General features: G+C 64.9%; 13 protein-coding genes. 5 read left to right on the top strand and 8 right to left on the bottom strand.

The window, feature by feature from the left end; genetic code table 11:
• Positions 1 to 35: 35 nt before the first annotated feature.
• Complete coding sequence (locus AC58D2_RS12285) at positions 36 to 1250, bottom strand: hypothetical protein (RefSeq protein ID WP_497390686.1); 1215 nt, start codon at positions 1248 to 1250, stop codon at positions 36 to 38.
• 261 nt (positions 1251 to 1511) lie between these two features.
• On the opposite strand from AC58D2_RS12285, the gene gyrA reads away from it, so the two are divergent.
• Both gyrA and AC58D2_RS12275 read left to right on the top strand, forming a co-directional pair.
• Complete coding sequence (gene gyrA, locus AC58D2_RS12280) at positions 1512 to 4247, top strand: DNA gyrase subunit A (protein WP_497391006.1); 2736 nt, start codon at positions 1512 to 1514, stop codon at positions 4245 to 4247.
• A complete protein-coding gene (locus AC58D2_RS12275) occupies positions 4244 to 4552 on the top strand; it encodes a DUF952 domain-containing protein (RefSeq protein WP_497390684.1) in 309 nt (102 codons plus the stop codon). The genes gyrA and AC58D2_RS12275 overlap by 4 nt, the downstream gene beginning before the upstream one ends.
• A gap of 24 nt (positions 4553 to 4576) precedes the next feature.
• Here the strand turns inward: AC58D2_RS12275 and AC58D2_RS12270 are convergent, their stop codons facing one another.
• Together AC58D2_RS12270 and AC58D2_RS12265 are read right to left on the bottom strand one after the other, a co-directional pair.
• Positions 4577 to 5569, bottom strand: a complete 993-nt coding sequence (locus AC58D2_RS12270; protein ID WP_497390682.1) for an MBL fold metallo-hydrolase — start codon at positions 5567 to 5569, stop codon at positions 4577 to 4579.
• A gap of 174 nt (positions 5570 to 5743) precedes the next feature.
• Positions 5744 to 6433, bottom strand: coding sequence for a lysoplasmalogenase family protein (locus tag AC58D2_RS12265; protein WP_497390680.1), 690 nt, complete (start codon positions 6431 to 6433; stop codon positions 5744 to 5746).
• A 75-nt stretch (positions 6434 to 6508) separates the two neighbouring features.
• Between AC58D2_RS12265 and trmFO the strand changes: the two genes are divergently transcribed.
• Positions 6509 to 7858, top strand: a complete 1350-nt coding sequence (gene trmFO / locus AC58D2_RS12260; RefSeq protein ID WP_497390678.1) for a methylenetetrahydrofolate--tRNA-(uracil(54)-C(5))-methyltransferase (FADH(2)-oxidizing) TrmFO — start codon at positions 6509 to 6511, stop codon at positions 7856 to 7858.
• An 82-nt stretch (positions 7859 to 7940) separates the two neighbouring features.
• On the opposite strand, the gene AC58D2_RS12255 is transcribed toward trmFO, so the two are convergent.
• Together AC58D2_RS12255 and AC58D2_RS12250 are read right to left on the bottom strand one after the other, a co-directional pair.
• Positions 7941 to 8138 carry a hypothetical protein gene (locus AC58D2_RS12255; RefSeq protein WP_497390676.1) on the bottom strand — a complete coding sequence of 66 codons (198 nt, stop codon included), beginning with the start codon at positions 8136 to 8138 and terminating at the stop codon, positions 7941 to 7943.
• A 145-nt stretch (positions 8139 to 8283) separates the two neighbouring features.
• On the bottom strand, positions 8284 to 8751 hold the full coding sequence (locus tag AC58D2_RS12250) for a hypothetical protein (protein ID WP_497390674.1): 468 nt from the start codon (positions 8749 to 8751) through the stop codon (positions 8284 to 8286).
• A 136-nt stretch (positions 8752 to 8887) separates the two neighbouring features.
• Here AC58D2_RS12250 and AC58D2_RS12245 point away from each other — a divergent pair, with 136 nt between their 5' ends.
• Entirely contained in the window at positions 8888 to 9793 is a 906-nt protein-coding gene (locus AC58D2_RS12245; RefSeq protein ID WP_497390672.1) for a hydrogen peroxide-inducible genes activator, read from the top strand.
• A gap of 98 nt (positions 9794 to 9891) precedes the next feature.
• Here the strand turns inward: AC58D2_RS12245 and AC58D2_RS12240 are convergent, their stop codons facing one another.
• The 3 genes from AC58D2_RS12240 to pgsA are packed head-to-tail and all read right to left on the bottom strand — an operon-like array spanning position 9892 to position 11167.
• A complete protein-coding gene (locus AC58D2_RS12240) occupies positions 9892 to 10332 on the bottom strand; it encodes a molybdenum cofactor biosynthesis protein MoaE (RefSeq protein ID WP_497390670.1) in 441 nt (146 codons plus the stop codon).
• Positions 10329 to 10586 (bottom strand): molybdopterin converting factor subunit 1, encoded by a 258-nt coding sequence (moaD, locus tag AC58D2_RS12235; RefSeq protein WP_497390668.1) that lies wholly within the window; start codon positions 10584 to 10586, stop codon positions 10329 to 10331. The genes AC58D2_RS12240 and moaD overlap by 4 nt, the downstream gene beginning before the upstream one ends.
• Before the next feature lie 5 nt (positions 10587 to 10591).
• On the bottom strand, positions 10592 to 11167 hold the full coding sequence (gene pgsA / locus AC58D2_RS12230; RefSeq protein ID WP_497390666.1) for a CDP-diacylglycerol--glycerol-3-phosphate 3-phosphatidyltransferase: 576 nt from the start codon (positions 11165 to 11167) through the stop codon (positions 10592 to 10594).
• 147 nt (positions 11168 to 11314) lie between these two features.
• On the opposite strand from pgsA, the gene AC58D2_RS12225 reads away from it, so the two are divergent.
• A complete protein-coding gene (locus AC58D2_RS12225; protein WP_497390664.1) occupies positions 11315 to 12586 on the top strand; it encodes an MFS transporter in 1272 nt (423 codons plus the stop codon).
• Positions 12587 to 12618: the final 32 nt, after the last annotated feature.

The raw sequence follows: 12618 nt of genomic DNA, 5'->3' as shown, positions 1-12618 counted from the left end.
GCGTTAATGCGCTCTAAACCTTGAAGCGCTTTGTTTTAGCGTGCCTCCGGCCGGCGGGCCAGCTTGAGCCAGAGCATCGTTTGCAGAAGCGCGAGCAACGGCAGGATCGCGAACATCAGCGGCGCAAAGGCAAAGAGCAGTGACGGCGCAAGCATGATCCAGGCCTGGTCAGCGTCGGGCAACAGCCAGTGGAAACGCCTTTTCTCCCCCGAATCCTCGTACAGCCAGCGCGCCAGGAGGATTGTCGCGGCAAGGCACGGGGCAAGCGCCGCCTCGGAAAAAGGCGGCGCGCGATGGTCGGCCCCGGCAAGCGACACGAGCCAGGGAAAGGCCGCGAGCAGGATCCAGGCAAAGGTACGGATGACTTCGCGCCAGCGGTCCTGAGCCGCGCTCTCGGCACGGAACGCCGACAGGAAGCGCATAGCGGCAAGGCCGAGGCCGCCGAACACCGCCACCAGCGCGCCCGCCGCGGCGAGCCCGCCAGCCGCCAGCAAGGCGACAATCACCCACAAAAGTCCGGTGATATAGGGCAGGTAGCGCGCGGTTGCCGGCGAGCGCACCAGCAGGGGCCCGGCAAGGCGGACCAGCGGCATCATGATCGCCGAACGCCCCAGCCCCATGCCGCCATATTCGACCTGCTGCAAACTCGATTGCTCGATCCGCGCCGCGGTCGGACGGTCGGCAATGATTGCGATTTCGCCCTGCTCGAACAGCGCAGGCTCGCAATAGAGCCGCCGCGATCCCGCCTGCACGGCAAGGCGCAGCAGGGTGAGCATCATGTCCCATTCGCCCGGCATCGCCGCGAGATCGGCGACCATCGGCTGCGAGATCGAGGCAAGCCCGCCCCAGCGCCGCGTCGCGTCGATCCGCTCGAACCCCTGGGTCAGCACGGTGTCGCCGGTAACGAGGATCGCGGGCGACCCGGGCTTGGCGATCGCGGCATAATGCGTGCCCCCTGCGCGAAGTCCGTCGGCCACCAGAATGATCCGATCGTCGCTTTCGACGAGCGGAAGCAGGTCGTCGGCCGCGCGTACCGGCGTCACCTTCATGCCCCTGCGGCGGATGCGGTCGCAGGTGGCAAGCAGTTCGCCTGGCACCGCCCCGACCGATATCGCGATGTGCGCGACGCCGACATCGGCCAGCCGCGCCGCCTGCCGTTCGAGCAGCGTCTCCCCGGCCACCGATACGAGCGCGCGCAGCCCGCCGTCGGGCAACGGCTCGCTGGCCCCCACCAGCGCGATCAGGGCCATGAGCCGCCAGGGATCGTGAAAAAGCGCATTGTGCCGAACCTTTAGGCGCGAGCGGGCGATTGGCAAGTCGCTTATGCGCCGTCGTGACGTCACATCGCGTCCCGATTCCGCCCCGGGTCGACCCGCGGGCGAACGACCGTCACGGGTCTGAAAAAATGCCGCGGAAACCGCGCGAATCACTGGCATTCGTACCGCCCATCGGCTAGGCAAAATCCATCTCCCGATAAGCAGAAAAAAGGCCGGGTCTTGACCGAAGAAAATATGTCTGTGCCGCCGTCAGAAGATGGCGTTTCGCCGATCAACATCGTCGACGAAATGAAGACGTCCTATCTCGATTACGCGATGAGCGTGATCGTCAGCCGTGCGCTTCCCGACGTACGCGACGGCCTGAAGCCGGTCCATCGCCGCATCCTCTACGCGGCACAGGAGGGCGGTTTCGTTCCCGGCCGGCCTTACAAGAAATCGGCCAAGATCGTCGGCGACGTGATGGGTAACTACCACCCGCACGGCGACAGCGCGATCTACGACGCGCTGGCGCGGATGACGCAGGACTGGTCGATGCGCGTTCCGCTGATCGACGGCCAGGGCAATTTCGGTTCGATGGATCCCGACCCGCCGGCGTCGATGCGCTACACCGAGGCGCGCCTTGCCAAGGTGTCGATGACGCTGCTCAACGACCTCGACAAGGATACGGTCGATTTCCAGCCGAACTATGATTCAAGCCGCGAAGAACCGCAGGTTCTTCCCGCCCGCTTCCCGAACCTGCTCGTCAACGGCGCCGGCGGCATCGCGGTCGGCATGGCGACCAATATCCCGCCGCACAATCTGGGCGAAGTGATCGACGCCTGCCTCGCGACGATCGACCGCCAGCTCGAAGGCGGCGCGCCGCTCTCCACCGAAGAGCTGATGCAGATCATTCCCGGACCCGATTTCCCGACCGGCGCGATGATCCTTGGCCAGGGCGGTATCCGCAACGCCTACACCACGGGGCGCGGATCGATCATGATGCGCGCGACGCATGATGTCGAGGAAGGACGCGGCGATCGCCGATCGATCGTGCTGACGTCGATCCCCTTCCAGGTCGGCAAATCGGGACTTGTCGAAAAGATTGCCGAAGCGGCCCGCGACAAGCGCATCGAGGGTGTCGCCGACATTCGCGACGAATCGAACCGTGACGGCGTACGCGTCGTGGTCGACCTGAAGCGCGATGCGACCCCCGACGTCGTGCTCAACCAGCTGTGGCGCCATACCCCGGCGCAGTCGAGCTTCCCGGCGAACATGCTCGCGATCCGCGGCGGCCGCCCGGAAATGCTGGGGCTGCAGGACATATTGACCGCCTTCATCGCCTTCCGCGAAGAGGTGATCACCCGCCGCTGCAAATATGAACTCGCGAAGGCACGCGATCGCGCGCACATCTTGCTGGGTCTCGTCGTCGCGGTGTCGAACCTCGACGAGGTCGTGCGGATCATCCGCGGCGCCCCGAACCCTGCTGCCGCGCGCGAAGCCCTGCTCGTACGCGAGTGGCCGATCGGCGAGATCGCGCCCTATATTCGCCTCGTCGAAGCGATCGAGGGCGAGATGGAAGAAAGCGCCGCCTATCGCCTGTCGGAAACACAGGTGAAGGCGATCCTCGACCTGCGCCTCCACCGCCTGACCGCGCTCGGCCGCGATGAAATCGGCGACGAGCTAAAGGAGCTGGCGGCCGTTATCGAGGAGCTGCTGTCGATCCTGGCCGACCGCGTCAAACTCTATGGCGTGATGCGCGAGGAACTGGTCGCGGTACGCGACGAATTCGCCACCCCCCGCAAGACGCTGATGGCGCCCGCCGCCGACGGGATCGACGACGAGGATCTGATCGAGCGCGAAGAGATGGTCGTCACGGTGACGATGGACGGCTATATCAAGCGCACCCCGCTCGACACCTTCCGCGCCCAGCGCCGCGGCGGCAAGGGCCGCGCCGGCATGGCGACGAAGGACGAGGATGTCGTCACTGAATTGTTCGTCACCTCGACCCATACGCCGGTTCTGTTCTTCTCGACCCTCGGCCGCGTCTATCGCATGAAGGTCTGGCGCTTGCCCGAAGGCGGTCCTGCCACGCGCGGGCGCCCGATGGTGAACCTGCTTCCGCTCGAAACCGGCGAAACGATTTCGACCGTGCTGCCGCTTCCCGAGGATGAGGAGGAATGGGGCAAGCTGCACGTCATGTTCGCGACGGCGAAGGGCAGCGTGCGCCGCAACAGCATGGATGCCTTCACCAACGTGCCATCGAACGGCAAGATCGCCATGAAGTTCGAGGGTGAGGATGAAGGCGATCGGCTGATCGGCGTCGCGCTGCTCGACGAAAGCGACGATGTCCTGCTCGCTACGCGGCAGGGCAAGGCGATACGCTTCGCCGGCGACGACGTCCGCGAATTCCAGAGCCGCAACTCGACCGGCGTGCGGGGGATGCGGCTCGCGGCGGGCGACGAAGTCATCTCGCTGTCGATCCTGCATCGCACCGGGATTGCCGACCAGGACGAACGCGAGGATTATCTGCGTCATGCGCCGTGGAAGGGCGAGGATCCCGACCGCACCCCGCGTCGCATGGACGACGCACGCTATGCCGAACTGGTGGCGCGCGAACAGTTCATCCTGACCATCTGCGCCAACGGCTATGGCAAGCTGTCGTCCGCGGTCGAATATCGCCGTACAGGACGCGGCGGCCAGGGGATCACCAATATCGACAATATCGGTCGCAACGGCCCGGTGGTCGCAAGTTTCCCGGCGACGCAGGCACACCAGCTGATGCTCGTCACCGACCAGGCGAAACTCATTCGGATGGGGCTCGACAGCCTGCGCGTCATCGGGCGCGGCTCCGCGGGCGTACGCCTGTTCGACGTCGCCGAGGGTGAGCATGTCGTCTCGGCCGCGCTGATCGAGGAAAGCGAAGAAGAAGTCGTCGAAGCGATCGCCGAAGAGGTCGAACCGGCCGAAGACGCAAAGGACGGCGGCGCATGAGCGCCGCCACCGCCTTCAAGATCCTGACGGCCCAGCAATGGGCCGAATTCGAGCGTGATCGCGTTTTCCACGGCGCACCGATCGACGTCGCCGACGGCTATATCCACCTTTCCACCGCCGAACAGGTCGAAGGGACGCTCGACAAACATTTCGCGGGACAGACCGGCCTGCACATCGCCGAGGTCGACCTCACCCTGCTGGGCGATGCGGTCCGCTGGGAAGAGGCACGCGGCGGCATGCTCTTTCCACACCTCTATGGCGAATTGCCGATCGATGCGGTGGTGGCTGTGGAAAGGCGCGACTGATCGCTGCCCCCGCCTTCCTGCTCGCTATACGTGGGTGAAATCGGCGACGTCCGCCGGGCACATGGCCACGAAATATTCGGGATCCTTCCCCCGCTTCAAAAGCTCGGCGACCAGCCGCTCTCTCGGTTCGTCGCGCGCTTCGTCGGTCAGTTTGAACGTGCCCCAGTGCATGCCGATGCCGGCTTTGGCGCCTACGTCTTCGACGATCCGGACGGCTTCCTCCGGATTGCAATGCTGCGCTGCCATGAACCATCGCGGATCATACGCGCCGATCGGTACGATCGCGACATCGATGGGACCAAAGCGCGCGCCGATGTCGCGAAATATGCGGCCGGTGCCATAGCCCGTATCTCCGGCGAAATAGACCCGCCGGACTGCCGCCTCTACGACGAACCCACCCCACAGCGCCATTCGGCGGTCGCGCGGGCCGCGCGACGACCAGTGAAGCGCGGGAACGATATGGGCGTGCGCTTCGGGCCCGATTGCGACCGCATCGCCCCAATCGCCAGCTTCAACGCGAGCCGCGGCCAGTCGGCGGCGAATGATGGCATCGTTCCCCAGCGGCGTGACGATCAGCGGATCATGGTCGGCGACCAGCCTTCGCAGCGAGGCGAGGTCGAGGTGGTCGTAATGATTGTGCGACAACAGGATAGCATCGATGGGCGGCAATGCGTCCAGCGCAACGCCAGGCACCGTGATGCGTTTGGGCCCGGCGAAGGAAAACGGACTGGCTCGATCGGAGAATACCGGATCGGTCAGGAGATTGAGCCCACCGACCTGAATCAGCAAGGTCGCGTGACCAATCATCGTCACCCGCAATCCGTCAACCCTTGCCTCGGGAAGGATCGGCGAGACCTCCACGGCAGCAGGCCAGGGACTGTCAGACGCGGTGCGACGCCAGCGCAGCAGGTCGCCGAGCGACCGGTCGGTTTCGGGCTCACCCGCGGGATTGAGGAATCGCGTTCCGTCGAAATGATCGGAAATCGGCCCGCGGTAATAGCGATTCTGTGCAGCCATGTCGGAGGGTCAAGCCTTGTCAAGGGAGTGGGACGTTCGATATGGTCGCCGATAGCGGCACGACAAGTGCTTGTTATCGAAAGGCACCGCAGCGATCGGGGCCGCCGCCGACCTCGTCGCCGATATACGCGCCGCATGGCTGGATTACCATGCCGTAGCCTTCCCCATCGAAGCCTAGCCGATATTCCTTCCAGTCGATCCGCTGCTCGTAGCGGCCGCATGCGCCGTAACGACGCCCCATGCGATCAGCGCCTGGCCGGCGAAATAGAGCGGCCAGACGAGCCACATCGTCATCGCCTTCGACAGGGCCCCGCCCTCGCCCGCAAAGATGAAGAGGTCGCTTGCCAGGAACAGCATCGCGCCGATCCCGGTGCGATAGCGCGAAAAGCGACTCGCCCACGCGCTCGCCGCCATCGCGGCGACCAGCGCGGTGTAGCCGATCGCGGCGCCGCTGCCCGCGACGCCCCTCGTCAGCGCCCAGGAGATTGCCACTGCGAGCGGCACGGTCAGGATCGCAAGCGCAGCCTGCGAGCCGGTCAGGCGAGGCCGCCGGTTGATCAGGTAGAGGGTTATGGCCACGACGTGCCCGGCGGCAAAGGCGATGGCGCCGACCGTCAATCCTCGTGCGTCCAGCAGCCAGTCGCCAAGCGCGCCGAGCGCCAGCACCGCGGCAATCGCCCAGCCGTCGCGGCCGCGCGCGTTGGCCGCCGCCCACAGCGCGAGCAGGCCGACACCGCTCGCCTTCCAAGCCCATATTGCGGGGCCGTCCCAATGCTGCAACACCGCGGCGAAATAGCTTGTCCCCGCCAGGAGCGCGAGCAGCCACAACCAGCGCGCGCAATCCCAATTGCCGTTCCCGCTCATCCACCGCCCCTTTGCATCTTGCCTGCAACCGGCCTAGTGCGCGGCGGATCAAGCGCAAGTCAACGGAAAGAGTAAATGGCCGGGCACGACATTCATATCATCGGCGGCGGGCTCGCGGGGTCCGAGGCCGCGTGGCAGCTCGCCGAGGCGGGTTATCGCGTGCGCTTGTCCGAAATGCGCGGGGGCGGCGACATGACCCCCGCACATCAGGGCCACACGCTCGCCGAAATGGTCTGCTCGAACAGCTTTCGCAGCGACGACGGCGACAGCAACGCCGTCGGGCTGCTCCACCGCGAGATGCGGACGCTGAATTCGCTGATCATGCGCGAGGCCGACGCGACCAAGGTCCCGGCAGGCTCGGCGCTCGCAGTCGACCGCGACCTTTTTTCAGGCGGCGTAACGCGCGCGCTGTCCGAGCACCCCAACGTCACCGTCGTGCGCGAGCGCATCGATACATTGCCCGCCGAGGGCCTGACGATCGTCGCGACCGGCCCGCTCACCGCCGCGTCGCTCGCCGATAGCATCGGCGCCGCGACGGGCAAGGATTCGCTCGCCTTTTTCGATGCCATAGCGCCCATCGTCCATCGCGACAGCATCGACATGGACGTCGCGTGGATGGCGAGCCGCTGGGACAAGGTCGGGCCGATCGGCGATGGCAAGGATTATATCAACTGCCCGATGGACAAAGACCAATATTACGCCTTCGTCCAGGGCTTGATCGACGGCGAAAAGACCGACTTCAAGGACTGGGAAACGGATACGCCCTATTTCGAGGGCTGTATGCCGATCGAGGTAATGGCCGAGCGTGGAGTCGAAACCTTGCGCTTCGGGCCGATGAAGGGCGTCGGGCTCGACAATCCGCGCACCGGCCGGTGGCCCTATGCCGTGGTGCAGCTCCGCCAGGACAATGCGCTCGGTACGTTATGGAACATGGTCGGCTTCCAGACCAAGCTTAAGCATGGCGCGCAGGTCGAGCTGTTCCGCACCATCCCCGGCCTCGAGAAGGCGGAATTCGCGCGGCTCGGCGGGCTCCATCGCAACAGCTTCATCCGGTCGCCCGAATTGCTCGACGACCAGCTGCGCCTCAAATCGGCGCCGCATATCCGCTTCGCGGGTCAGATCACCGGCTGCGAAGGCTATGTCGAAAGCGCCGCGATCGGCCTCGTCGCCGCGCGCTTCGCCGCTGCCGAGCTGGCCGGCCGCCCCCTGCCCCCGCCGCCGCCCGAAACCGCACTGGGGGCGCTGCTCGGTCACATCACCGGCGGGGCCGACGCCGCGAGCTATCAACCGATGAACGTCAACTTCGGTCTCTTCCCCCCGCTCGCCGACGAGGTCCGCAAAAAGGACCGCAAACTGGGGTATACCCAGCGCGCGGGCCGGGCGCTGGCGGATTGGGTGAAGGTCGCGGACGGGGTGGCGGCCTAGGCGAACAGGCCGGATCGGGAAATCGGAATTGTGACTTTGACGTGAGGCGCGCGCTATACCGCCTACGGCTTCATTCCAAAGTTCAGGAAAGTTCAGCCTCTTGCAGCTCCGATTTGTCGCGCCCCGCGGACCTGTCGCGCTCCGTTTCCGCCCATATCGGCAAACCGGGCAGCGTTAGTTTTATCGCATATCGAAAGAGCCGGGACGAAGGTTGGCATAGCGAGATAATGTAGGACAGCGTTTTTTGTGCGAGGTCGGCTTTGGGGTGGGGAGCTGCCATTCGCTCAACCTCCTTCGTCATCCCGGACTTGATCCGGGATCCATAGCAGCGCCGAAGTCATGGACCCCGGATCAAGTCCGGGGTGACGAGAAGAGGAAGGGTCGCTTTCGGTCGTTTCCAGACACTCCGCCTAAACCCCACTTCCTCAACACCTGCACTTCGGCTTCGGTTTGCGCTTCGGCGCGGTTGTTGCGAATTCGGCGCGGGTCAGGTCGCCCGACTTGTCGGCGTCGGCGCCCGCGAAGCGGTCGCTCGTCGTTACTGCCCACTCCTCGAAACTCAACAGATTGTCGCCATTCGTGTCGAGCTTGCGAAAAGCGGCCGTGCGCGTCGACAGCATCTCGACCCGGCTGATCCGCTCGTTGCGGTCGCGGTCGTAGCGGTTGAAGCGCCGTTCCTCGCGCGTCTCGCTCTTGGCCTCGGGAAGCTCGGGCGGCGCGGCGCCGCGTTTTGGGGCGTCGCGTCCGGCGACGGGAAGGGCCGGCAACGCAGGCGGCGGCTCGGGCATCGCGCGCACTTCGGCATCACGGCTATATCCCTGCCACAGGAATACGCCGCCGGTCAGCAACAATGCGCTGGCCAGGCCGCCGATCAAAAATCGTGAAATCGCCATCGTGCCCCCCTCGCCTTCGCCGGGCACACTATCATGTCCGCGGGGAAGGCAGCAAATGACGAAGCCGCCGGATTGATTGCAAGTTTTCATCGATTCCATTGTTCAAATCCGGCAGGATGATTGCTATATCCGATCAATGCACAACTACCTTCCGTCCCTGAAGCAGATGCAATATCTCGTCGCGCTGCACGAACACGGCCATTTCGGTCGCGCCGCCGATGCGTGCAATGTTACCCAGTCGACATTGTCGGCGGGCATCCGCGAACTCGAGACCTTGCTCGGCCAGACGCTCGTCGAACGCACGCGCCGCGTCGTGCGCTTCACGACGCTCGGCAATGCGATCGTCGAAAAGGCGCATCGCGTGCTGCGCGAGGCCGAGGAGCTCGCCGACATGGCGGCGGCGGCCGCCGCGCCGCTGGTCGGCGAACTGCGGATGAGCGTGATCCCAACGATCGCGCCCTTCCTGCTTCCCGACCTCCTTCCGCGGCTGCGCAAGGAACGCCCGTCGCTCAAGCTCTTCCTGCGCGAGGAGCCGAGCGCGCAAGCGTGCGAATCGCTCCACCACGGGCAGGTCGATTGCGTCCTCCTTGCGCTTCCCTATGCGTGCGGCGACGTCGAAGCCGAAAAGCTGTTCGACGACGCACTTTTCGTCGCCTTTCCCGGAGAACAGTCCGAAGACCTGCCCGCGATGGTCACCGCCGACCAGCTCGATCCCGCGCAGATGCTGATGCTCGAGGACGGGCATTGCCTGAAGGATCATGCGCTCGCGGCGTGCAACCGGCCCGAGCTGCGCGCGGGCGCGCGCATGATGGGGACGTCGCTCCACACGCTCGTCCAGATGGTCGACAACGGCCTGGGCATCACGATGCTGCCGCAAATGGCGATCGAGGCGGGTATCCTGGACCACACCGACATCGACACGCGCCCGCTCGATTCGGACCATGACTGGCGCACCATCGCGCTTGTGTGGCGCAAGGGGAGCCCGCGCGCCGACGAATTCCGCATGCTCGCCGATATTTTCAGGAAACATCGGGCGAGTTAGCCCCCAACTTCATCACCCCGGACTTGATCCGGGGTCCATTTACGCAACGCTGGAAGGTTGGATCCCGGATCAAGTCCGGGATGACGACAATGGCTGGCTTACTCCCACCGCGCCGCCCGCTCGCGATCGCTCCCGCGTTCCTCGACCCATGCCGTCCGCCCGTCGGCGAAACTCTCGCGCTTCCACAGCATCACGTCGGTCTTCAGCCGGTCGATCAGATATTCGCATGCCGCCAGCGCCTCGGCGCGGTGACGGCTGCTCGCGATGACAAGCACGATCGTATCGCCCGGCGCCATCGCGCCGACGCGGTGGATCAGGGTCAACGCCGCAAGGTTCCAGCGCCCCGCCGCTTCCTCGGCGAGCGCGACCAGCCCGCGCTCCGTGAGTATCGGATGATGTTCGAGGAACAGTTCGACCAGCCCGTCGTCGCCGCGCACGCGCCCCACGAAACTCGCGCTCGCGCCGTGGCCGCCGGCGTCGTGCGCAGCCAGTTCAGCGGCGACGTCGATCGCCGCCTGCCGCACCGCCACCCCGGTCATCCGCCGGTAACCGGCGGAAAGAGTGCGACCTCGCGCGCATGGGCGATCGAGGCGGTGGGCGCGACCATCTCGCCATCGATGGCGGCGCGGATACGGGCAGGTTCGGCAAAAGCGCGCGCCCCGCGTTCGTCGCGCGCGGCGAGCCAGCGCGCCAGATCGCCGACCGTCGCAATTCCCGACGGCAGCTCGATCGTTTCGGCCGCCATCCCCATGCGCTCGCGCACCCAGGCGAAATAGGCGATATCGAGCGCCATCGCCGTCAATCCATATGCTTCAGGCCGACGCGCAAATAATCCCAGCCGGTGATCAATGTCAGCACCGCCGCGCCCCACAGCGCGACAAGCCCGACCGTCTTGACCCACAGCATCGCGGGCAGCGCGCCCGCCAGGATCAGCGCCCCGAACGAGACGAGCTGAAAGGTGGTTTTCCATTTCGCAAGCTGCGTCACCGGCATCGACACTTGCAACGTCGCCAGAAATTCGCGCAGCCCCGACACGATGATCTCGCGCAGCAGGATCACCAGGGCTGCGATTACGTGCCAGCCGTCGATGTCGCGCGTGAAGACAAGCAGCAGGATCACCGCCGCGATCATGATCTTGTCGGCGATCGGATCCAGAAAAATGCCGAGCCGCGACACGGCACCCCGCGCGCGTGCAACATAGCCGTCAAAATAATCGGTAATGCCCATCAGGCAATAAAGCGCGAAGGCGACGGCATAATCGATCGGCAACGGCTGGTGCCCGGCGCCCTCGCGAGCGCCGGGCCACAAAAGGAACAGAAGGATCGGCACCGCCAGGATTCGCGACAGCGTCAAAAGATTGGGAAGGCTGAGCATGATCCCCGATTCTCGCCGCGACACGGCGACTGTTCCAAAATGGGCTTTGACCCCGCCAGCCCTAGCCGATAAGCCCCCCGGGCGACAACCGAATTGCCTTGGAGGGCGGCAGGTTTCGCACTTCGGGGTTACAAGATTGGGTTTTGCATGACCGGTTCCTTTGCGCTGATGAAGCAACGCCGGTTTCTGCCTCTGTTCGCGACCCAGTTCCTCAACGCCTTCAACGACAATTTCTACAAGATGGCGATGGTGATCCTGGTCACCTTCACCATCTACAAGGACCCGGAAACGGAAGCGTGGTTCAACGCGCTGGCGGGCGGGCTCTTCATCCTGCCGTTTTTCCTCTTCTCCGCGCTCGCCGGCCAACTGGCCGACAGCCGCGACAAGGCGTGGATGATCCGGCTGATCAAAAGCGCGGAGATCGCCATCATGGTCATCGGTGCGGCCGGTATCTGGCTGCACAACGTCCCGCTGATGCTGCTCGCGCTTTTCTCGATGGGAATGCACTCGACCTTCTTCGGTCCGATCAAATATGCGATCCTGCCGCAGCATCTGCAAGGCGACGAGGTCCTGGCCGGCACCGGCTGGGTGGAGGCGGGCACCTATATCGCCATCCTCGGCGGTACCATCGTGGGCGGCCTGATGCCGCCGCATTTCGCGATGATCGGGATCGTCGTCGTCGCCATCGTCGGCCGGTTGACCGCCAGCCTGGTCCCCGCCGCCCCGCCCGAGGAAGAGGCGCGGGACCTTGTGATCGACCATAATGTCTTCCGTTCGTCATGGCAGATCGTCAATTCCACGATGCATATTCCGCGCCTGTTCCTGGCGATCGTGTCGATCAGCTTCTTCTGGGCGATCGGCGCGATCCTCGCGGCGCAATTTCCGCCGCTCGTCAAGAATGCCCTTGCCGCCGACAATACGGTCGCGACGCTGTTCACCGCGATTTTTTCAGTGGGGGTCGCGATCGGTTCGGTCGTCGTCAACCGACTGCTCAAGGGACAGGTCTCGGCGCGCTATTCGCCGGGCTCGGTCCTGGTGATGGGGGTATTCGTACTCGATCTCTGGTGGTCGGTCGGTCACTGGCCCCATGTCGATGCGACGCTGATGAACTGGCGCGAGTTCCTGTCGCTGTCCGCCGGCGACCGCATCATCCTCGACCTGTTCGGCATAGCGGTCGCAGGCGGCATGTTCGTCGTCCCGCTCTATGCCTTTCTGACCACCACCGTATCCAAGTCGCAAACCGCGCGCACCGTCGCCGCGAACAATATCGTCAATTCGGGTTTCATGGTTGCCGCGACCCTAGTCCTCAGCGTCCTGATCGGGCTCGGCCTGACGATCGACGACACGCTGCTGATGGTCGCCGTGATGTGCCTCATGTCGTCCTGGCTCGCGTGGAAGCTCCACAAGGCCTGCGACTAGGCCACACGGATATTCCCGAAACCGCCCTTACC

This window comes from Sphingopyxis sp. CR5 (assembly GCF_059693785.1).
The sequence above is the reverse complement of the archived record's forward strand: the minus strand, read 5'-3'. Positions and strand labels throughout refer to the sequence as shown.